The organism is Methylophaga sp. (genome assembly GCF_030651745.1).
In genome coordinates this window covers 13,965-35,716 of the sequence record NZ_JAUSCC010000078.1, presented here as the reverse complement: position 1 = coordinate 35,716, position 21,752 = coordinate 13,965, and the positions used below count along the sequence as shown (strand labels likewise).

The 21,752-nt window shown below is 43.2% G+C and carries 21 protein-coding genes; 12 read left to right on the top strand and 9 right to left on the bottom strand.

Annotation, left to right across the window (positions count from 1 at the left end):
• The first annotated feature begins 70 nt into the window (after positions 1–70).
• Both Q7V21_RS09445 and Q7V21_RS09440 read left to right on the top strand, forming a co-directional pair.
• Positions 71–1,984, top strand: a complete 1,914-nt coding sequence (locus tag Q7V21_RS09445; protein ID WP_304917055.1) for a Gldg family protein — start codon at positions 71–73, stop codon at positions 1,982–1,984.
• A gap of 54 nt (positions 1,985–2,038) precedes the next feature.
• Entirely contained in the window at positions 2,039–3,148 is a 1,110-nt protein-coding gene (locus Q7V21_RS09440) for a DUF4340 domain-containing protein (RefSeq protein ID WP_304917054.1), read from the top strand.
• Positions 3,149–3,197: 49 nt separating this feature from the next.
• On the opposite strand, the gene Q7V21_RS09435 is transcribed toward Q7V21_RS09440, so the two are convergent.
• Positions 3,198–4,148 (bottom strand): chemotaxis protein CheV, encoded by a 951-nt coding sequence (locus tag Q7V21_RS09435; protein ID WP_304917053.1) that lies wholly within the window; start codon positions 4,146–4,148, stop codon positions 3,198–3,200.
• A 64-nt stretch (positions 4,149–4,212) separates the two neighbouring features.
• Here Q7V21_RS09435 and flgA point away from each other — a divergent pair, with 64 nt between their 5' ends.
• From flgA to Q7V21_RS09420, 3 genes are all read left to right on the top strand, one after another.
• Positions 4,213–4,983 carry a flagellar basal body P-ring formation chaperone FlgA gene (gene flgA, locus Q7V21_RS09430; RefSeq protein WP_304917052.1) on the top strand — a complete coding sequence of 257 codons (771 nt, stop codon included), beginning with the start codon at positions 4,213–4,215 and terminating at the stop codon, positions 4,981–4,983.
• A gap of 86 nt (positions 4,984–5,069) precedes the next feature.
• Positions 5,070–5,384, top strand: coding sequence for a flagellar biosynthesis anti-sigma factor FlgM (gene flgM / locus Q7V21_RS09425; protein WP_304917051.1), 315 nt, complete (start codon positions 5,070–5,072; stop codon positions 5,382–5,384).
• A 16-nt stretch (positions 5,385–5,400) separates the two neighbouring features.
• The gene (locus Q7V21_RS09420; RefSeq protein WP_304917050.1) at positions 5,401–5,889 is read left to right on the top strand and encodes a flagella synthesis protein FlgN; all 489 of its coding nucleotides are present in this window, start codon (positions 5,401–5,403) and stop codon (positions 5,887–5,889) included.
• Between the two features lie 26 nt (positions 5,890–5,915).
• On the opposite strand, the gene hemH is transcribed toward Q7V21_RS09420, so the two are convergent.
• A complete protein-coding gene (gene hemH / locus Q7V21_RS09415; protein WP_304917049.1) occupies positions 5,916–6,929 on the bottom strand; it encodes a ferrochelatase in 1,014 nt (337 codons plus the stop codon).
• 8 nt (positions 6,930–6,937) lie between these two features.
• A complete protein-coding gene (locus Q7V21_RS09410) occupies positions 6,938–7,852 on the bottom strand; it encodes a TIGR01777 family oxidoreductase (protein ID WP_304917048.1) in 915 nt (304 codons plus the stop codon).
• A 110-nt stretch (positions 7,853–7,962) separates the two neighbouring features.
• Here Q7V21_RS09410 and Q7V21_RS09405 point away from each other — a divergent pair, with 110 nt between their 5' ends.
• The 3 genes from Q7V21_RS09405 to Q7V21_RS09395 all read left to right on the top strand — a co-directional run bounded on the left by Q7V21_RS09405 (position 7,963) and on the right by Q7V21_RS09395 (position 11,028).
• On the top strand, positions 7,963–8,907 hold the full coding sequence (locus Q7V21_RS09405) for a DUF523 and DUF1722 domain-containing protein (protein WP_304917047.1): 945 nt from the start codon (positions 7,963–7,965) through the stop codon (positions 8,905–8,907).
• Positions 8,908–9,041: 134 nt separating this feature from the next.
• Entirely contained in the window at positions 9,042–10,013 is a 972-nt protein-coding gene (locus Q7V21_RS09400) for a histone deacetylase (RefSeq protein WP_304917046.1), read from the top strand.
• A gap of 124 nt (positions 10,014–10,137) precedes the next feature.
• Positions 10,138–11,028, top strand: a complete 891-nt coding sequence (locus tag Q7V21_RS09395; RefSeq protein ID WP_304917045.1) for a crotonase/enoyl-CoA hydratase family protein — start codon at positions 10,138–10,140, stop codon at positions 11,026–11,028.
• 2 nt (positions 11,029–11,030) lie between these two features.
• Here Q7V21_RS09395 and Q7V21_RS09390 read toward each other — a convergent pair whose 3' ends face one another.
• Together Q7V21_RS09390 and Q7V21_RS09385 are read right to left on the bottom strand one after the other, a co-directional pair.
• Positions 11,031–13,586 (bottom strand): ATP-binding protein, encoded by a 2,556-nt coding sequence (locus Q7V21_RS09390; protein WP_304917044.1) that lies wholly within the window; start codon positions 13,584–13,586, stop codon positions 11,031–11,033.
• A 14-nt stretch (positions 13,587–13,600) separates the two neighbouring features.
• A complete protein-coding gene (locus tag Q7V21_RS09385) occupies positions 13,601–14,716 on the bottom strand; it encodes an HD domain-containing phosphohydrolase (RefSeq protein ID WP_304917043.1) in 1,116 nt (371 codons plus the stop codon).
• 318 nt (positions 14,717–15,034) lie between these two features.
• Here Q7V21_RS09385 and Q7V21_RS09380 point away from each other — a divergent pair, with 318 nt between their 5' ends.
• Complete coding sequence (locus Q7V21_RS09380) at positions 15,035–15,403, top strand: sirohydrochlorin chelatase (RefSeq protein WP_304917042.1); 369 nt, start codon at positions 15,035–15,037, stop codon at positions 15,401–15,403.
• A gap of 53 nt (positions 15,404–15,456) precedes the next feature.
• Here the strand turns inward: Q7V21_RS09380 and Q7V21_RS09375 are convergent, their stop codons facing one another.
• From Q7V21_RS09375 to Q7V21_RS09365, 3 genes are all read right to left on the bottom strand, one after another.
• On the bottom strand, positions 15,457–15,675 hold the full coding sequence (locus Q7V21_RS09375; RefSeq protein ID WP_304917041.1) for a hypothetical protein: 219 nt from the start codon (positions 15,673–15,675) through the stop codon (positions 15,457–15,459).
• 150 nt (positions 15,676–15,825) lie between these two features.
• The gene (pqqA, locus tag Q7V21_RS09370) at positions 15,826–15,897 is read right to left on the bottom strand and encodes a pyrroloquinoline quinone precursor peptide PqqA (RefSeq protein WP_081443609.1); all 72 of its coding nucleotides are present in this window, start codon (positions 15,895–15,897) and stop codon (positions 15,826–15,828) included.
• 465 nt (positions 15,898–16,362) lie between these two features.
• Positions 16,363–16,944 (bottom strand): hypothetical protein, encoded by a 582-nt coding sequence (locus Q7V21_RS09365; protein ID WP_304917040.1) that lies wholly within the window; start codon positions 16,942–16,944, stop codon positions 16,363–16,365.
• A gap of 350 nt (positions 16,945–17,294) precedes the next feature.
• Here Q7V21_RS09365 and Q7V21_RS09360 point away from each other — a divergent pair, with 350 nt between their 5' ends.
• Positions 17,295–18,332: a hypothetical protein gene (locus Q7V21_RS09360; RefSeq protein WP_304917039.1), complete on the top strand. Its 1,038-nt coding sequence runs from the start codon at positions 17,295–17,297 to the stop codon at positions 18,330–18,332.
• Between the two features lie 547 nt (positions 18,333–18,879).
• Here the strand turns inward: Q7V21_RS09360 and Q7V21_RS09355 are convergent.
• Positions 18,880–20,106 carry a tyrosine-type recombinase/integrase gene (locus Q7V21_RS09355; RefSeq protein WP_304917038.1) on the bottom strand — a complete coding sequence of 409 codons (1,227 nt, stop codon included), beginning with the start codon at positions 20,104–20,106 and terminating at the stop codon, positions 18,880–18,882.
• 252 nt (positions 20,107–20,358) lie between these two features.
• Between Q7V21_RS09355 and Q7V21_RS09350 the strand changes: the two genes are divergently transcribed.
• Complete coding sequence (locus tag Q7V21_RS09350; RefSeq protein WP_304917037.1) at positions 20,359–20,925, top strand: mobile mystery protein A; 567 nt, start codon at positions 20,359–20,361, stop codon at positions 20,923–20,925.
• Complete coding sequence (locus Q7V21_RS09345; RefSeq protein ID WP_304917036.1) at positions 20,916–21,503, top strand: mobile mystery protein B; 588 nt, start codon at positions 20,916–20,918, stop codon at positions 21,501–21,503. Before Q7V21_RS09350 ends, Q7V21_RS09345 begins: the two co-directional genes overlap by 10 nt.
• The last annotated feature ends 249 nt before the right edge of the window (positions 21,504–21,752 follow it).

Below are 21,752 nucleotides of genomic sequence, written 5' to 3'. Positions count from 1 at the left end.
CGCTATCTGGTTGTTTGCCAACGCCTTGATAGTGAATGCACGTAAAGCCGATTAGGAGCACCAGTCAGCAATGAATAAACAACTATTATCTTCAACCGGTTTGATTCTGGCCGTTATTCTGTTTATCGCTTTTATTATTGTGGTCAACGGCAATTTCAAATCAGCACGGGTCGATTTGACTGAGGACAAACTGTATACCCTGTCAGAAGGTTCATTGAACATTCTGTCGTCGTTACAGCAACCTATTACGCTGCGGTTTTATTATTCTGAACAGGTCGCTCAGGCCCTGCCTTCATTGAAAGCCTATGCTCAACGAGTACAGGAACTGTTGATGGAATATCAACGTGCTTCTGACGGCATGGTTCAGGTTAAAGTCATTAACCCAAGACCTTTTTCAGATCATGAGCAGCGTGCTCAACAATATGGTCTGCAATCCATCCCGATTGAAGGCGAGACCGATCCGTTGTTTTTCGGTGTTGCCGGTACCAATATTCTTGATGGTCTGGAGCGGATTCGCTTCTTCCAGCCAGAGATGGAAGATGTATTGGAATACGATCTGACGCGATTGATTTATCAACTGTCCGACGTACAACGCAAAAATGTGGCGGTGATGAGCTCATTGCCGATTGATGGTGAGGGTTACGATCCGTTAAAAGGTCAGCTTGATGCCGCAGGCGGTGCAAAACCTTGGGCGGTAATGGGCAGATTGCGTGAGATGTTTAACGTCTCGGTGTTGCCGGAAGATATCCGCCGTATTCCATCGTCGATTGATTTGTTGATGGTGGTGCATCCCAAGGAACTACCACAACAAACTTTGTATGCCATCGATCAATATGTTTTACGTGGCGGAAAATTAATCACCTTTGTGGATCCCTTTGCTGAGGTCGATGTTCCAGAACGTGATCCTGAAAATCCGATGGCTGCCATGGTGGCGAATCGCAGTTCCAATATGCCGGAATTGTTGACTGCATGGGGTGTTGAACGTGATGCGTCTGATATCGTCGCCGATCGCAAAACAGCGCGTCAGGTGGATTTTGGTTCCCGTAGCAATAATCAGCCGATTGAATACGTGTTATGGAATGCACTGACCGAAGAGAATATGAATCAAGATGAGCGTATTACGTCAAAACTACGCCAGATCAATGTCGCTACAGCAGGTCGTTTCAAAGTATTGGATGACGCCACCACAGAAATAACACCATTGTTGAGTTCCAGTAATGAAGCCATGCTGGTGGATAAACGTGTGGTGCAGTTCCGCAATGATCCGGTTGGCTTATTAACCCGCTATGAAGGTGGAACTATCAGCTATCCATTGGCCGTGCGTATTCAGGGAAAATCGCGTTCTGCGTTTCCTGATGGTGCCAGAGGTGCTGGCAGAGAAATGGTGAAAATGCCAGATCATATTGATGAAGCGGTTGATGGTATTGATGTGATTGCTATTGCCGATGTGGATCTGCTCGATGATCGTTTCTGGGTCATCATGCAGGATTTTTACGGTCAGGATTTAGCCTTTAATACGTCGCACAATATCGACTTTGTGCATAACGCGATTGAAGAGTTAACCGGCACCGAAGGGTTGATAAGCGTGCGTTCACGTACTGGTTTTACCCGTCCATTTGTTCGGGTTGAGGCATTACAACGCGAGGCTGAAAGACTCTACCGGGCGAAAGAGCGTGAGCTGGAAACCAAATTGCAGGAAACCCGTCAGCGTATCGCACGTATGCAGGTAGATCGAAATATCACTGGTGAAGAGATCTCTACCCCGGAGCAACAAAAAGAAATTGCTGAATTCAGAGCAATTGCTGATCGCACTGAATTAGAGTTACGAGCGGTGAAAGGCAATCTGCGAAAAGATATCGATCAGTTGGAAGGTTTGGTGAAGTTCATCAATATCGGGTTGATACCCATTATTGTGGCGATACTGGCACTGATTACCGGATGGTTACGGGTTCGTAAACGTTCGCGTGGTCGTTTTCAATCGTAAATTCTGCATTCGTCATATGACGTTTGTATCAAATTGAACAGACAGGTTCTACAGATGCTGAAAAAACTTAATAGCCTTTCCATCCTTGCCATTATCACTGCTGTGATGGTGGTCTGGATGTTAATCACCATTTATAAAGCTGAAGATAGCAGCGATGACTTTTCATTGTTGTTCCCCGAATTGTTTGAACAGTTAAGTGATGTGAATAACATCACTTTCAAAAGCGATAAAGATGAATTTTCGCTGAGCAGACAGGGTTCTTCATGGTTTATCGAGGATTATCATAACTATCCGGCCGACCAATCGTTGGTGAGAAGAATGCTGGTGGATATGGCCGATGCCCGTATCCTTGAACAGAAAACCGATGATCCCGAGCTTTATTACGTTCTGGGTGTGGAAGGTGCGGAAGATGGCGGCACGTCATTTGTTATTAATTTGTATAAGGATGACAAAGAAGTTGTAGGTCTGATTCTGGGGCAGCCACGTGATCTGAGTGCACAATCGGCTGGTCCACAACAATTTTATGTTCGTCGTGATGGTGATGAACGCAGTTATCTGGCGGAAGGCTACTTTCAGTTCAGCCCGATGATGTTGAACTGGATTGATGGGCAAATCATCGATATTGCGCGTGAACGTATTGCCCGGGTCGATATCATTCAACCGAACGGAAACACTGCGACATTAGTAAATCTTGGTCAAAAAGATAAATTCGGCACACCGGAAAATCGTGAAAATACAATTTTCCGTTATGAACAGCTGGGCTATGATATCGCCGGTTCACTGTTCCAGATGCGTCTGGAAGACGTGCAACCTGCCAGTGATTTTTCACGTGGTAATGCTGAAGTGGTCCGGGCCGAATTCTTAAGCTACGATGGCTTAAAAGTCATCTCTGAGACTTCCTTCAACGATGGTTTCTACTTCTCCACTTTCCGCGCTGAGTATGCACCTGATGCAGTTGCTGAGGTTCCTGAAGCCATTGCCAGTCTGGATGTATTGAAAACAGCTGAGCAAGTGCAGGCTGAGGTCGCCGAGATTAACGAAAAAGTTGAACCTTGGGTGTATCGCCTGGGCGGCTTTGTCGGCAACAACCTGATGCGTGCCAGAGCTGATATCGTGACAGAGCGGGATCAGGTTATTCCAATGCCGGGTGGTTTTGGGCCTTAATCAAAGTGTTACTGTAGTTCACAAAAAAGCCCCTTTCGGGGCTTTTTTATTATTCAGCTTCCGCTGCTTTATCCCGCCATTCTTCCAATAATCCTTGTACTGTGATGGCCAGATCATCCGGGGCAAATTTGGCGATGAATTTATCGGCGCCGACTTTTTCCACCAAGGCGTTGTTAAAAGTACCGCTCATTGAGGTATGCAGCAGGATACGAATATGTTTCAGATTTGGATCCTGACGGATGGCGGTCGTTAGGGTATAGCCATCCATTTCCGGCATTTCAATATCGGAAATCAACATGGCGATATGTTTGCTGACATCAATGCCTTCAGCAGCCCACTCCTTTAACTGATCAAGAGCCTGCTTGCCATCATTGACGATCGTGCAGCTGACACCAATCTGTTCCATGGTTCGGCGGATTTGATTTCGAGCCACACTGGAATCATCTGCCACCAGGATATGGTGTTTATGCTCGGCATTCGCTTTTGCAAAACGTGTGACCAAATCTTCTGATACCGTATCGTCCACCCCCAGTACTTCGGACATGACTTTTTCTACATCGATTATCTGGATCAATTCGTTATCTATCTTGGTGACGGCCGTCATGTAATGATTAGAACCTGACGCGGTTGGTGGCGGCAGGATATCTTTCCAGCTGATGTTGACGATTCGATCCACTTCACTGACCAAAAATCCCTGCACATTGCGGTTATATTCAGTAATGATGACAAAGTGTTCTTGCGGATTAACTACCGGTCGTTTGCCAATACCCTGGGATAAATCAAAGATACTGATGGTTTTATCGCGAATACGCGCCGCGCCTCGTACGACTGGATGTGAATGAGGCATTTGCGTCAGCGGGGGACAGGCAATGGCCTCACGGACTTTAAACACGTTAATACCATAACGCTGGCTGCCACCTAACTTGAATAATAAGAGCTCTAACCGGTTCTGACCGGCAAGTTGGGTGCGTTGGTCAATACCATCAATCATGCTTGCCATAAAAATTTCTCCCGATAATTACCAGCAGTATAACGGCAGCTAAACGGAATTCTGAACTGTAATTATGGGAATGATATTTGCAGGCAATACTATGTTTATTGCTTTACCGTGCGAATTGCCGGGGGAAATCATGTATAAATTATTCAGGAATTTACTATTAGTGTTGAGTGTCAATTTTTTGACATTTACTGTGGCTGCCAGCAATCTGCAATCCCTGGCGGATGTGGAGCATGCGGCATATACCTTTACTTTGGCTCAGGCACAGGCACGTTTTAATAATCCTGAAATTACCTTAACCCCATTAGATAAACGCTTACGACTGCAAAATTGCAGTGGAGGACTTGAAGCCTTTACTAACCGGGAACTGACCAGTGCCGGTAATGTGACGGTTGGGGTACGTTGCCATCAGCCGGTGGCATGGACAGTGTATATACCATTACAGATTAAGGTGATGAAGCCAATGGTGGTTATTGCCCGGCCCGTGTCAGCCAATCATGTGTTGACCGAACAGGATCTGCGCATTGAACAACGCGATATTGGCAATCTCCGGCAAGGCTACATGGCAAGTATTGCCGCTGCGGTTGGGCAACAGGTTAAATACTCATTGGGTTTAGGCACGGTGATTCAAGCTAATCATTTACGTCCATTGAATGTAGTGAGACGTGGTGAATCAATCGTGTTGGTCGCCAGCGCTGGAACAATGGAAGTCAGAATGCAGGGAACAGCGATGGCTGATGCAGGCGTTGGGGATAGAGTACGGGTAAGAAATTTATCTTCTGATCGCGTGGTAGAAGGTGTGGTCGACTCTCCCGGCGTGGTACGCGTTACAATGTAAATAAATATATAGACCGATTCACATTTTATTCAAGTTTATTTAATTCGGTCCGCTAACAAATACAGAATCAATATGGAGACATTTATATGTCGGATATTAACAATATAAAACCACCCGTGCAGGGCGGGCTGAATGCGACGCGCAATGCCAGCGTTGAAGATAAACGCACAGCGGAATCCACTGCAAATCCAGTCAAATCCGGCGGGGATGCGGCAATGGATAAAATTAGTTTGACGGCAACAGCCACCCAACTGCAAGACTTGCAACAAAAAATTGCCGCTTTACCAGTGGTCGATGAGCAAAAAGTAGCGGCATTACGAGCTGCTATTGAAGATGGCAACTATCAGGTGGATAGTCAAAAGTTGGCACGAAACATGATTGATTTTGAAGGTAACCTATAACACAGGAACCTTCACCATGGCTATGTCACCCGGACAACAATTACGCAGTGTTTTACAGTCCGAATTAAATGTTGCCGCCCAATTAGCTGAATTGTTGGCAGCAGAACGTGAAGCCCTCGCGGTATCAAGTATTGATAGCATCAATGATATCAATAACAAAAAACAACCTTTAATCATAAAACTGGAACAACATGGCCGTCAGCGTGATGCATTGTTGACGACTTCGGGCTTTCCGACGGGAAAGCAAGGTCTTGAAGCATTCATTGATAATCAGAATGAAGAAGACAGTGTAGCGTTAAACCAGTTGATCAAATCCCTGAAAATCATCGCCAAAAACTGCCAGCAAACTAATCAGGTGAATGGCGGTATTGTCAGTATTAACCGTCAATATCTGCAACGAGCCATCTCTGTATTACGCGGCAGAGATCCGGAGTCCAGTGCTTATGGACCTGGTGGTGAATATACCAGCGCAGTCGTTCGTCAACCGCTTATCGGGCGTGTCTGAATCTAGGGACTAAGAAAGAGCAGACTCTACGTCGTTTCACACCACTGCGCTAACAAATCAACCCAGACAGGATCATCATTGAGGCAGGGGATCAAGGTTAATGAGCGCCCCCCTGCTTCAATAAACACTTCTTCTGCCCGAATAGCGATTTCTTCCAGAGTTTCCAGGCAATCAGTGACAAATGCCGGGCACATTACTACTACATTCTTGGTGCCATTTTCAGCCAATTCAATCAAACGATCTTCCGTATTTGGGCCTAGCCATTTAGCTCTACCCAAGCGTGACTGAAACGCTACTGAATAGTTGTCAGGATTAAGCTTGGCTTTTTCTGCAAACGCCGCTGTGGTTGCCATCACCTGATGACGATAACAGGTTGCATGTGCGGCATGTGGTGTAGTGCAGCAATCAGGTTGTTTCAAACAATGCTGGCCGCTGGGATCACGCTTGAGAATATGTGATTCAGGCAAGCCGTGATAACTGAATAAAAGGTGATCATAGTCTTCCATCAGATAGGGCCGAGTCTGTTCAACCATGGCATTGATATAACCCGCTTCCTGATAAAAAGGTGATTTGATCGTTAAGGTAATATCGAGCTTATGCTGAGCGATGACCTGCTTGGCGGTTTCAATACAGGTTGTTACCGTGCTATCGGCAAAATGCGGATATAACGGTACGAATAACACTTCTTTAATCCCGTTCATTTTTGCCAGTTTTAACAAACCCGCTTCAATACTGGGATTGCCATAACGCATAGCAAGCTCAACGGGCATATCAACTTGCTGTTGTACCGCTTTATGCAGCTTTTCAGATAAGGCAATTAATGGTGATCCGTCTTCTGTCCATACACTCCGATAGGCCTCGGCTGAAGCTTTGGGGCGGCTGGGTAGGACAAACAGACTGACAATCATTCGACGTAGCAGCCAAGGCAGCTGAATAACGTAGGGATCCATCAAGAACTGGTTTAGATAGCGTCTGACTGATGGTACGTCAGGATTGTCAGGTGAGCCCAGGTTGACTAGTAAAACGGCACGTTGCTTCATGATAATTATTATTTTGATTTAGAAGTGGTAAGAACATCGCTAAGCGCGCTGTGAATGTCAGTATAAAGAAATTCAAAGCCGGCAGCCTGAGCTTTTTCTGGGATGGCCCGTTGTCCACCGAGTAATAAATCAGCCATTTCGCCCATTGCAAGCTTTAATACGCATGAAGGTACTCGAAAAAATGCTGGACGATGCAGTGTTTCTGCCAGTGCTTCACTGAATTGCTGATTGGTTACCGGCTTGGGTGCAGAGCCATTAAATACTCCGGAACAAGAGCGATTCTCTGCCAAAAACAAAAATAACCGACAGATATCATCAATATGAATCCAGGGCATATATTGCTGACCATCACTGATTGGTCCACCTAAGCCCATTTTGAATGGCAACAGCATTTTGCCAAGAAAGCCACCAGATGGCGATACCACTAATCCAGTACGGACAATCGCCACACGCATACCCAGTGATTCGGCTGACAAAGCAGCTTTTTCCCATTGATCACATAATTCATGACTGAAATCAGCTTCAAATTCACTGTCTTCTGTCAGTATGGTTTCACCTTGATTGCCGTACCAGCCAACCGCTGAGCCACTGATAAAGCTATGGGGAAGGCTGGACCGTTGAGCAAGTTGCTGGATCAAATCCCGCGTATAGGTCACGCGGCTTTCAAGTAGGAGTTGTTTTCGCTGTTCGGACCAGCGTTTATCAACTATAGGTGCACCAGCCAGATTGATGACTACGTCAATATGACAATCCTTCGGAAGGGCTGCGACGGATTCAGCACAATGTACTTGAGCCCCCAGGATTTTTTGAGTTTTCTGACAATTTCGACTCAAGGCAAAAACCGTTTCGCCATTATTCAGTAATCGTTGACACAGCGCTTGGCCGATGAGTCCTGAGGCACCGGTTATTAAATAAGCCGCCATGATAATTTCCTCGGAATAGTTATGATTATTCCTTGTATAGAGTCATTACAGCTGGCAAAGTTTACCGGGAGTTAAGATAAATACTTACAGAAAGAATTAATGAGTGATTAATGCGGATAAAAGTCGGAATCAGCAGCTGTTTATTGGGTGAATCTGTCCGGTTTGATGGTGGGCATAAACATCTACGTCTGTGCACTGATAGTTTGTCGCGGTTTTTTGAGTTTGTTCCAGAGTGTCCAGAAGTTGGTATTGGAATGGGGATCCCAAGAAAACCCATCCGTCTGGTAGGGGATGTCCAGGCACCCCATGCTGTTGCAGTACATGATTACCAGTTGGATTACACAGCAGAGTTAACAGCATTTGGTCAGCAAAAAGCCGATGAACACCGCGATTTATGTGGTTATATCTTTATGAAGGACTCGCCGAGTTGTGGTTTGTTTCGGGTAAAGGTATATCAGGAAAATGGTTATCCTGCCGCTGAACCGGGCAGAGGGATTTATGCCGATGTTTTAAAAAAATCGCATCCGCTGATGCCAATGGAAGAGTCCGGCAGATTAAGTGATCCGTTGTTGCGCGAGAACTTTATCAGCCGGGTATTTGCTTATTCTGACTGGCAGCAATTAATAAATGATGGTCTGACACATCACAAACTGATTAACTTTCACACACGTTACAAATATTCATTGATGGCGCACTCTCCAGTACATTATGCCGAGCTTGGTCGAATGTTGGCGGATGCTGGCAATCATGATGTTGAAGCATTGGGGGAACAATATTTTACTGCGCTAATGATGGCGTTAGACAAAATTGCCTCGCGTAAAACGCATACCAATGTTTTGATGCATATTCAGGGGTATCTGAAGAAAAAACTTTCCAGTGCTGAAAAGCAGGAATTGGCTGACATTATTAATCGATACCGCATGGCAGAGTTACCACTGATCGTGCCAATCACCTTGTTAAAGCATCATTTCAATAATCACCCTGATCCATACATTGCTAAACAGGCTTATCTGCAGCCTTATCCTGATGCATTAAGTCTGAGAAATACAATATAGGACCCTTCAGTCGTTGGCAGGCTATGCAGTATCATCAAAATTGATTTTTTGAATTGAGTTATAAAGTCAGTGTATGGTGAAACTTGTTATTTAGAGTGGATGACTTAAGTGGTAAAGCTAGCCGGGAAACAAAAATGCAACGCAGAGATTTATTGAAGTTTGGTTTATTAAGTGCTGTCAGCAGCAAAACTTCAGCGGCCAGCCAAAAGGCTTTGACCGGCCTGGTTATCGATCCGCGGTTTGCCGAGCATCATATAATGCCTCAACATCCAGAATCTCCAGCCAGATATGAACGGCTACAGGATGAATTGGATGTCAGCGAGTTGATGTCCAAAGTGACCTTGCTCAAACCAAAAAAAAATATTGATTCCGAATTATTGCTGGTTCATTCAGCAACGCATATCGCGTCAATAAAGCGTCATGACCCGAAAGCCCATCAAGCTGCCATGTTGGCAACTGGCGGTGTATTAGTTGCTGTGGATGCGGTTTGTAAAGGCTTATTGGATAACGCTTTTTGTGCCTCTCGCCCACCAGGTCATCATGCAACCAATACGGGAAAAGAAGAAGGCTTTTGCTATTACAATCACGTGGCCATTGCTGCTCGCTATGCCCAGAAACGCTACAAATTAAAGCGAATTTTGATTGTTGATTGGGATTATCACCACGGCAATGGCACCGAATGGGCTTTTTATCAGGATCCTTCGGTGTTGTTTTTCTCTACGCATGATGCAGAAGCTTATCCAGGCACAGGATCTCCCGATAAAACCGGCAGCGGTGCCGGAAAAGGCTTTAATATCAATGTGCACTTACCTTGTGGTAGCGGTGACACTGAAATAGTGGCAGCGTTTGAAGACAGACTTATTCCCACTGTGACCAGGTTTAAACCGGATTTAATCCTTATTTCTGCTGGTTTTGACAGTCGACAGGATGATTTGCTGGGATGTCATAAAGTCACTGACCAAGGCTTTATTCAGCTGACAGAAATTATGTTGCGATTAGCCAGGCAGCACTGTGATGGCAAGCTGATTTCGGTGTTGGAAGGCGGCTACAATTTGTCAGGCAATGCCAAAGCCAGTGTGGCGCATTTAAAAACCTTAATGAAATAATCTAACCATCTGATTTCCCGTTTGTTATTAACGGCACAGTTCGTGCTAAACCTTAATTGAATCCATTTTAGTGACAAATTTCAGTCACTTGTTGATTGGCAGCCCAAGCCCTTTTAAGGAGAAAATGATGAACGCTGTTGTGAAACTCAGAGATGAGAACCAAGCTGGTCTCGACCAGAATCAGGCAAAGCAATATCAACATCTGAATACGTATTACGATCCAACTTATAAAATCGGTTGGTTTATGATGGATGCTGCTCCCAGACCTTGTTTTACACCCACCTTATTAAACGAATTATCGGATTATCTGGCCAATGTTAAGGCTGAGATGCAACTCACCAATCAGGAAAAATATGATTATCTGGTGGTTGGTTCGAGTGTAGACGGGGTATTTAATCTCGGTGGTGATTTAAATCTGTTTACTTCACTGATTGAGAAAGGTGATCGCGATGCGTTACTCGCTTATGCCATTCATTGTGTCGATATCCTTTATGACAATATGTTCCATTTTAATTGTGATCTGACCACGGTCAGTCTGATTCAGGGAGATGCGTTAGGCGGTGGTTTTGAAGCGGCTTTATCCAGCAATATTATTATTGCCGAACGCGGTGTGAAGATGGGGTTACCGGAAGTGTTATTTAACCTGTTTCCCGGAATGGGCGCTTACACGCTGTTATCCCGAAAAGTTGGCGCTGCCAATGCAGAGAAAATGATCCTGTCAGGCGCGCTTTATACTGCTGAAGAGCTTTATGAAATGGGTGCAATTGATATTCTGGCCGAGAAAGGCGAAGGCGAACTGGCTTTGTACAAATACATAAAAGCGGCTAAAAAATCGCCAAACAGCTATAAAGCTATGTCGCGCATTAAAGATCTGTGTAATACGGTGACTTATGAAGAGCTGGTGGCGATTGCCAATATATGGGCGGATGCAGCATTGAATCTGACCAGTAAAGATATTCGCATGATGACAAGACTGGTGAATCGTCAAACCGCTAAATCAAATAGCGAAACCTGAGTTTATTGGTCGGCTTTTTTTGAACGCACTTGATCTTTAAGGGCTGTCTCCAGTTCGTTCAGCGTTTGATAAAAAGCGTGTTCAAGCTTTTCGGTGAGACGCAACACCTGGACAGAGCCGATATCAAAAGGTTTATACGATTCTCCCTGACGACAGAGTTCGGCAACCTGACTGGCTCCTAATTCTGATGAGGAACCTTTTAATGCATGCAAGCTTTCGCGATAGGTGAGGTAATCATCATGTGCTGCTTGGTGGATCAATTTGATATGTTTGGTGCCATCTTCTTTATAACCATTAAACAGCTGTTTTAAAAAAGCTTCGCCACCGCCTAGTTGGGATAATTCAATGAGAATCTGCGGATCACACCATTGTTGGCTTGAAACCGAAGATTGATGTGCGGGTTTGCGGATTTTGGCATGTTCTTGATTATGAAGTGCCAAGCGGGCAATCGACTCAAGCAAAGAGCGTGAATCAATCGGTTTGGTCAGAAACTCATTAGCCCCGGCATCTAGGCAACGTTGTTTGGCTTGCGGCGTGGCATCGGCCGTTAAGATAATAATCGGGATATCGTGACCGGTATCCATATAACGCATGGCTCGGATAACCTCGGGGCCACTATAATCCGGCATATTCATATCGAGGATCAGCATTTCGATACTGTCAATTTGTTGACTCAGAATATCCAATGCCTGTTCGCCACTGCTGGCAAGTAACACGTTATGACCTGAGTGACGCAAAATACCTTCAAGAACCTGCTGATTCACCAGATTATCTTCAGCGATCAAGATGTTTAATGGCTTAGCATACGATTGGGAAGCATAATGCTGGGCAAGGGTAATAACCTTTTCATCTTGAATGGCATGGTTGCTTTGTGCAGCATGGATAGCATTGAACAGGACGGGTTTTGCCTGGACGTCATGTACGATCGAAATGAAATGCTGACGCAGTTTTGGATCTTGTTTGCTTAAATCTGAAGGATTCAACAATATCAATGCCGTATTTGCTAACAAAGGTTCACCATGGATCATATTGGCAAACTGAATCGGATCAATATCATGCATGCAGTCTTGATCAAGCATAACGCTCTGATAGGGTGTGTGATTTTCCGCTGACCGCATTAAGGCTGAAAAGGCTTTTGCGGTACTGTCGACGTGTTGATAATTTACAGACCAACCAGTAATGATGGGCTTAAGAAGATCATGCAGGGCATCGGTGCTCAAGATCAGCATAGGACTCTCAGATAAAGTTATGTCAGTTGGCTCGTTGGCTGTGAAAGGCAATTCAAACCAGAACAGGGTGCCTTCACCCAATTCACTGGTAACGCCAATCTCACCCCCCATCAGTTCAACCAATTCCTTGGCAATTGTGGTGCCTAAACCTGTTCCACCTTTGTTTAGTGTATCAGGTGAGATCTGGGTAAAGTCATCAAAGACACGTTGCAACGCTTCTGGCGGAATACCAATCCCGGTATCGCTCACTTCAAAACGGATCCACAATTGCGGGTTTGACTTACGTTGGCTGGGGTGAACTGAGAGTTTAACGGTTCCGCTGTCGGTAAATTTAATACTGTTACCGATAAGGTTTATTAGTACCTGCCGAAGATGTTGCAAATCGCCATTGATGGAAAAGGGTAAAGCCGGATCGATATAGCAATTTAAGTGTAATCCTTTACCGCTTGCCATTGGCTTTTGCATGCCAATGATGCTGTTGAGTAATTGGTGTAAATCGAAAGGTTTATCACTGATTAATATCTTGCCAGCCTCAATCTTGGCGATATCCAATACATTTTCAATCAGACTCAGCAAGGTATGAGCCGAAGTTTTCATGATTTTGACAAAATCATGTTGTTGCTTGTTGAGCTTTGTTTCAGCCATTAAATCGGCAATACCGATAACGCCGTTCAATGGTGTGCGCAGTTCATGTGACATATTCGCCAGGAAACGGCTTTTTGCCTCATTGGCTTGCTTTGACAAGGCGATGGCAACATGCAGTTTTTTTATCAGAAACGCCGAATACAAAGGAATGATTAGCAATAAAAATAACAGGCTGTAACCAAATGGTTCGTGTTGGGGGTGCTGCCAATATTCCCCATTCAGAATGGCGACAGTAAAGCCAATAAGACCAACGATTAAAGAAATATAAAGGTAATTCACCCCAAAGCGAAAGCCGTTGCCGAGAATGACCCACAAATACAAAACAAACAGAAATACGCTTTGTTCGCCGGCAATCAGCATGACAATGGAGAGTGCAGTGAGATCCAGCAGAATTCCGCAAACCCGTCGAATTGGAGACGGCTTGGGATTAAGAAACAGCGCTGTGGCTATTACTAATGCCAGCGAATAATAAGCTAGTGTGATCAGGCTCGGTAAACTGACGAGGTTTTCAACGAAAGTTTTGTCAACTCCCCACGGCAGACAAAAATAAATCAACAGGGCAATGCCAAGTGTCAGGCGGATTTTTATTGCCTGTTCCGGTTCGGTATCTCCGGTTTTTGGCATTTTTGCGAACAGTCGAGAAAGCCTTGTTTCTGCTTGAACTTGGACGAGATTATTATTCATGGCACCCGGTACGGCTAGTCAGCATATTCAGCCTGAACTTGTTGAATGGCATCTATCCGGTCAAAAAAAGCTTTTACACATCGCGGATCTAACTGTGTGCCAGCACTTTGTTCGATATAACGGCAGGCATCTTCATTGGACCAGGGCTTTTTATAAGGTCTTTCGGTTACCAAGGCATCGTATATATCTGCTACTGCCACGACTCTGGCAATCAACGGGATTTCCTCGCCCTTCAGCTGATTTGGATAACCTTTTCCATCATAACGTTCGTGATGATGCAGTGCGATAACTGCTCCAATATGCATGTATTTAGATTGACTGTCGGAGAGGATTTCGTGACCTATAGTGGTATGGGTTTTCATGATTTCCCATTCATCGGGATCCAGTTTTCCGGGTTTCAATAAGATCCGGTCGGGAATACCGATTTTGCCAATATCATGCATAGGGGCCGCATATTCAAGATCTTCACATTGCTGTTCATCGAAAACGCCTAATGCTTCAGCAATAAAACGAGAATATTTCGCCATACGAATAACATGGTTTCCTGTTCCTTCATCACGGTATTCACCGGCTTTGGCAAGACGGATAATGGTTTCTTTTTCTCTTAAGATTATTTGTTCGGTGGCGATTTCTACCTGGCGCGCCAGCCAATTTGCTCGATCTTCAATGATAAGATGCTGTTCGTGCATTTGCAGCAGATTACGACAGCTGGTACGACATTCTATTTGATCAATGGGACGTATCAGAAACGCAGTGGCTCCTGCCTCCAGCGCCTCATAACGCACGGCTTTTTCACTGACCACCGTGATCATCATGATGGGAACACTTTGCCACGCGGGGTTTTGGCGTACACGACGGATAAACTCGATGCCATTAATCTCAGGCATACGGTAATCCGTTACAATCAAATCAACTTCATGCTGATTCAGCCATTCAAGCGCATCAGCAGAATTGCTCAGCGCTGTAACATGAATATTTTCGCCAATTTGCAAGACTATCTTTTCCAAAATAGTTCTGCCGGTTGATTGATCATCGACGATCAACACCTCTTTGGTCTTCTTAAGAATACTCAATCTCCTTGCAGATTCATAAGGCTTTAAATTGTCAGGACGACCATATTGGTTTGCCAAGACACGATCCTCATTCTCTTGCCCTTCCGTTACATCCCTGCATTGGCAGTTTTATTAACAGAAGTCTTTCCCTTGAATCTGTGTCAGCTATTTTGTTTAAATACGAATATTTTGTATCTCCGCATTATGCTGACACTGTTCATGGCTGTCCATCCTATTTAACTTGTCTGTAGCTCAATCTAAAGGGAGCTGACGCATTTTATTTGGCCGAGAGTAAACAAAATCCTTCGAGATGAACACATTATTACTCGAATACTCAGATGACTTAAAATTAACGTGTTCACGTGTAATTCACGTGTTCAGTAGGATAATGTTCTTATGAAAGCCTTATTACTTATTGCTCATGGCAGTCGCCGCCAACGTTCAAATGACGAAGTCATTGAACTTGCCGAAAGACTCAAATCAGAATGTGCAGATCACTATGACATCGTGCAAGCAGCGTTTCTGGAACTTGCAGACACCTTGATTGCAGATGGCATTGAAAATTGTGTGAACGATGGCGCGACACATATCACGGTGTTGCCGTATTTTTTAAACTCCGGGCGGCACGTCACCGAAGATATTCCTCATGATATCGATGTTGTCAGACCGAAATTTCCAGATGTGCAGATTTTTATTGCTGATCATATTGGCGCATCGTCAGCCATGATTGGCATGTTAAAAACGGCAGCAATCGCCAAGCAGTGATTTTTTCTCAGCCTTACATAGCTGCCTATCCAAATGTAAGTATTTTTGTGGCATCAAGGTTTTAAAAATCTTGAAGCAATGATCATCGAGTCTGTTGGTCTTTCGCGTTGAACCTGCCAGCCCTGTTGCAAAATATAGTCAAGCGCCTGCTGGTGGCTTTCAAACTTTTTATCCAGAGTGTGCTGAATACCGTCGATCTCTTGCTGAATGATGAAAAGCGGCGAGGTTGCTGAACCGATTTGTTCAATACGACATTGTGGAATGGATGACATAGCGGCTCTCCAGTAATCATTAAATTTAGAATCAGACTTAAAAAAAGTATTCTGAAGCAGCAGTATAGGCTTTCTGCAACATGGAAATATCAGCAAACTTCAGATACAAAAAAGCCCCTTTACAGGGGCCTTTTTGTGAAACGGTTTCGTTTAACGGTTACAGATGTACATAGTAACTTCAAAGCCGAAACGCATATCTGAATATTCTGGTTTAGTCCACATGATCATAACTCCTGAGTGAGAAAAATGCTGCTTGGTACGGTTCTCATAATAGGCATCTCAATGGGGATTCAGTAGCGGATATTGCTCGGCAAACATCAGTATTTTCCTTGATTAAAAACTGAAATATAGCCAGAAACCCCATGCATTAATTCATAGTAATCGAATCGACTGCTATAATCGCCGACCATGTCCCTGTAGCTCAGATGGATAGAGCGTCCCCCTCCTAAGTCCTCCGGGGCAGTGTCGAAGGATGTCGAAAACCCAAGGTAATCCCATGAATTTTCAGTGTTTGTTGCCGATCTTCCGGTTACCCTCCGGCTTGTTGAGGCAGAAATCAATAAGCAGTGTCACTTTTAAATTTAATCGTAAAAACTGTCCCCATCAAATTAACAATCATTCCTAATGCTTCAAGCACAAAAAACCCCTCATTTGAGGGGTTTTAAGAAATTACTCATTTTTTATTAACTATCCTGCCTTAACAGCTTTATAACTACTTATCTTCCTATACCCCATTAATCCCAAGAGTGATGGTAAAAATAGCCAGAACGCTGCGGGTAAAGGTACTGGAGCTGGATAAACTGTAAATTTTAAACTCATACTAGATTCAATTGATTCAGCTAAACCATAAAAGTAAATATTAGAAACACCCATCGCAATTGAGGTAATCAGCATACCGTTTACTCCACTGAACATAGGGCTACTGCCTCCAGAGTATGCAAATGTACCATTGGTAATCATATTACTTGTCCATTCAAACTTAACCTTCACATCGCTTAAGAAATCTATACGTAGTGAGGCGCCCATAGGCGTGTAATAAATGTCAGAACCATTTGAAAAATAACTGTTGTTGTATATTGGTGGCCCGGAATGACCGTCTGAAACAAGTAAGGCCGGCCCCGCATATGTTTGAGTTGCGGATTGATCATCAAAAATCAATTCAACTCTTCCGTCAGGACCATTCTCATCATCTCCTGAAAGAATATTAAAATAGGCTGCATTAGCCACGGGTGATAGTAATAAGAAAAGAATAAGTCCAAGTTGTCTCACAAAATATCTCCTGAAAAAATGTCGACTGAATCACAATATACGAACTTCTTATTTTCATCTATTTATTTTTGAGTACTTTAACAAGTAACTTTCCTAGGATTGCGTTTTCCAACTAAAACATGTTGTCCCCAAGGTTAATTATTAATGTAAGTTTCCCAGACAAAACATCAACAGAAAATGCACTTTAGTATTGATCTGCGGTTGATCTCCCGTTGATGTTTGGAAAGTATGATCTTCAAACAGACGGTCAATTAGTAATACGCCTAAATGTGCGGGCAACTTGGATCCGCTTATAAGATATGAAAAAAACTATACTCCAAAGTAATGGTTTCAATGACTAGGAGAAATAAATGTCTGTAGATGTAGATCTAAGAATGGAAAAAATAGATGAAATCTTTAAAGAGCATTTTAGAAACATAACTAAAAAAAGAAAAAAACTGGCTAGAGAACGTAAAAAAAAGGGCTTACCAAATCCCGATAATCTCTTCGTTATGCCTCCTGAGCATTTAAGAAATGAAATGTTGGATGAAGAAAAGGATTCACGAGTTCTTTATGGCAAAATCCCTGAGGGAGAAGACAGCAATCCGGGTATTAAACTTTCTAAATATCTTGATGATCTAACACTGGTTGAAGCTTCTGTAACCAAAGCAACCCTTGTTAAGTATAGTGATATGGGAACGATAGAGTTAATGGAAAAAATCAACAGTGTTTCTCCACTAACCTACAACAAAAGGAATCGCCTCGAATTTTATATTTGCAATATTTTACTGTCTAAAAGAGGCATTGCTCCAAGGTGGAGGAAGATGCAACCAACCGGGCCAATGATTGATAGCGATTGGCTTGAATCAATTACTAATTTCAACCGTGATGTTCAGGTTTTTGACTTTGAGTGGATTCGTAGAAAATACCCTGAGCATAAAACTACCACTCGTTTTAATAAACTTTTCCGGCATGTTATGAAATCTCAGGAGTTTGATTACTCGCATGCATATAGAGTCGCAGCATCTTCAATTACAGCTGAAAAAAAAGCTAAGTACATGGGAGTAACATATGAAATGGAGTTGGAGACGGTTGTAATCAAATCTAAAGCAGTCAAATCAAAACTTTTGACCAAAGAGCGTCATGTTGATGAAGTCCGGACAGATTTGTTAAATGCGGCTAGAAAAAATCCTCACAGAGGAGGAAAACTTCTTGCTGTAATTGAGCAAAGACTAGAGCTATGGCTGAGTGCAGTTATTACAGAAACAAACTCAGCGTCAACTATGGCCGCAACATATAAAGCAATGACTGGAAAAAATATTACCGTGAGCAATTATATGAAGAGGTTAAAAGCTACAAATGCAGCACTTAATGAAGTTGGTAGTAAGTTCGTCCTTAAATTTGTTTAATACAGTTGTATTACTGGTTAGCAGCCCAGTATTAAGCCGGGTACGCTTACCAGTTATCCTTTTTAAAGTGTTGAAATCTATATAAAAGATCGTCTGCCAATCCGCTAATAGTATAAAAATAATAAAGATATATAGAAAATAGTGGAGCGGCCCGGCCTTTGGCCTTAAAGCCGCTCTGCTTTTTTCAAAAACTCATCCCGGTATTGTTTTGGCCATATAAGGCTGTTTTTCCGGCAGGTGGATTTTAAAGGCGGCATCCCCTTCAAACATTCCGGTAATTTCTAGGACTTTTTTTCTCAGAATCACTCAAATAATCTGCTTCGGTGTGGGGCTTCCTTCTGGATACTTAGTTGAATGGTACGGGAGGGTACGTACATCTCCCGCCATATTGCGGATAGAGGTGAGTTTCTGCCGAAAAGATACCCACATAAACCCTCTGTGTGATCCATTAGAGGGTTTACTCAGGTATAGATAATGATGGGTGGCGGAGCAGGGTATTTAAGCGTTTAGAATAGATCTCAGGATCTTTAAGCTGGCGGGTCAAACTTCAATGGTTCAGCATCGCTACAGCATCAACTAAGCGGCCCGGTGCCAAGTGTGCATAACGAAGCGTCATTTTAATGTCGGAATGTCCAAGTAATTCCCGAACGCTGTTTAAATCGATTCCAGCAGACACTAATCGGCTGGCAAAGTGATGACGCAAATCATGCAAGCGAAAATCGTTAATCTTTGCATCACGCAACAATACCTTCCATGCTTTATCAATATTCGTGAAACGCTGTCCGTTTTTGCCGATGAATACAAATCCGGAATGACGTTCAGTTTGTTTTTGCCACAGTTGCAAAACGTTTAAGGCTTCAACGTTAAGCGGAATATAACGTGTTTGACCGGTCTTTGATGTATTACCCATGACTGTTATTCGCTTGTTAACGAAATCGACATCCTGCCAACGCAAATTAAACATTTCACCTCGACGCATACCGGTATTCATCAATAAGAGAATCATCGGATGAATGTGATCAGGAAAACCGCCTAGGTTCGCTTTTAAGATCACGAATCTTCCACCAGCATAGAAGGGGTTAAATTCAGCTAAACGACGATCACGCGATCTCAGGGAAGCTCTGAGACGTGTTTCTTCTTCGGGTGTTAGATAACGGACGATTGCGCGGCTATCTGATTTTTGTTTTTTTACTTTGGTAATCGGGTTTTGTTCAATAACTTCCCATTCAACAGCTCTGTTGAACATCGCTTTAAGTGTGCCGATATAGCGATTAGATGTAGAGGCAGATAATCCATCTTTGTGACGCTTTGACCGCCAGCTTTCAACATCCCATCCAGTGACTTTATCCAAGCGTTTACTGAATAGATGCTTGAACTGATTGAAAGGCAACTTCGCTTTGGGTGCTTTGTGGTGTGACGTAAACCAAGGCAGATAGGTATCGTTGATAAAGTCGCCAAGCTTCGGCACTGGTTTCACTTCACGGGCTGTTTGTTTTTCACGTTGTGGATCACGACCGAGTTTAACTTGAGCGTAGAGCTGTTCAGCTATCTTGCGAGCGGTTGAAACGGACAAAGCAGGGTAGTTACCCATTGTATAGCGTAGTCGACGACCATCAGGAGCGGTGTACATCAGGCTGAAAGTCATCGTGCCGGAGGTGTAGAGTTTTAATTTGAAGCCAGAAATTACCGTATCCGTTACTTCAAAATGATTGTCAGTTTTGGTTTGACTCAGCTTAGTTGCAAGTGAGGGGGTAAGCTTCTGTTTATAGTCCATGTTCGGCTCTGTGGCTTGTTTTAAGCCAGTTTAGCAAGCCTAGGTAGGAAGCCAAGGATGATTTTTATATCAACATAAGTATTGAAATAACCAATCAACTATGTACACCTATATGTATACTAAATATGGTATTTTTATACATATATGTTGATTAATGTAATTTTATATTATCTATATAGGTATACTTCTTTAAAATATTTGTATACATATATGTATATTTATTGGCCGAGTCAGTACACAAAAAGGTTTACTATGAACATTAAAAATGTAGTTACCAAGCAATACAGAACCATAGTTAATCGAGCTGTAGATAAGCTGGATAAACTTGAGGTGCCACCTGAAGGATGGATTAGAACAGTACGAACAGCATTGGGCATGACGGGGATCCAACTTGCTGATAGGTTAGGCGTGAGCAGAGGAAGGGCTTATCGAATTGAGAAAGATGAAGTTGCTGGGAACGTTACTTTAAAAACTATGCATTCTACAGCCGAGGCAATGGGCTGTAAGTTCATCTATGCCATTGTTCCCGAAACGGATGTAGAGAGCTTTGTTCATGAGAAAGCCTTTAAGAGAGCTATTTATGACGTTTCTCAAGCATATAAACACATGGCATTTGAAGATCAGAAGATAAGTAATAAAGAGTTGCGTGATGAGGTTCTTCGCGTAACAAGTCAGATAGAGCAAAAAGATATTTCATCAGTATGGGAAAAGAAATATTCCCAGTTGATTGACTCTAATAGTGATCCTATTTATCTCTTCATTCGTAAAACAATAACATCTGAAAACAAAAATACGACCAAGAAATACAAATGGAGATAATAGGACTTCCCGATGGTGCAACTCCTCTGGATCCGGAGGAAATGAACGGTCTTAAGCACAAACATGTAACTACCCGGGGTGAACTGGATGAGCTGGAGCAAGCCAATATTACGAATGGAATGCGGTGGTTAAATAAGCAGAAAAACCCTAATATTTTGACCGCAGAATTTGTTCGAGAACTACACAAGCGTTTATTTGGTGATGTTTGGAGTTGGGCTGGTACTTTCCGGACTACAGAAAAGAATATTGGGATTGCGCCATACCTAATTTCTCAACAGCTTCATTTATTATTGGATGACACTGTGTTTTGGATTCAAAACAGTACTTATCCGCCTCTGGAGCTAGCCGCAAGGTTTCATCATAGACTTGTTTACATCCATCCATTCCCCAACGGCAATGGTCGTCACTCTCGTATAATTGCAGATGCCATATTAGTTCATATTATTAAGGAACAACCAATTGATTGGGCTGGAGGAATGAGTCTCGATAAAATCAGTGAGCGAAGAACACAGTATATTTCTGCTTTAAGAGCTGCTGATGGATTTGATTGGGGCCCACTAATGGACTTTGTCAGTTAGCTGAAATTTGCCACTCGTGACTCATCAGCAACACTTTTATATATTTTAAGTGGAACAATACGAGTGCTATTAGCCCAGCTGTTACCCCTTAGCTTACATGGGTAGTTCATCTATAACTTCGTCAGTTATTGCAAGTATTAACTTTGTTTGAAATCGATAAACAGCTTTGTGGCTGTTTTAGGGTATTAGCAAGCCTAGGTAGCTAGCAAGATTATTGTGGTATGTTTGTTACCTTGCAGTATTCAAGGA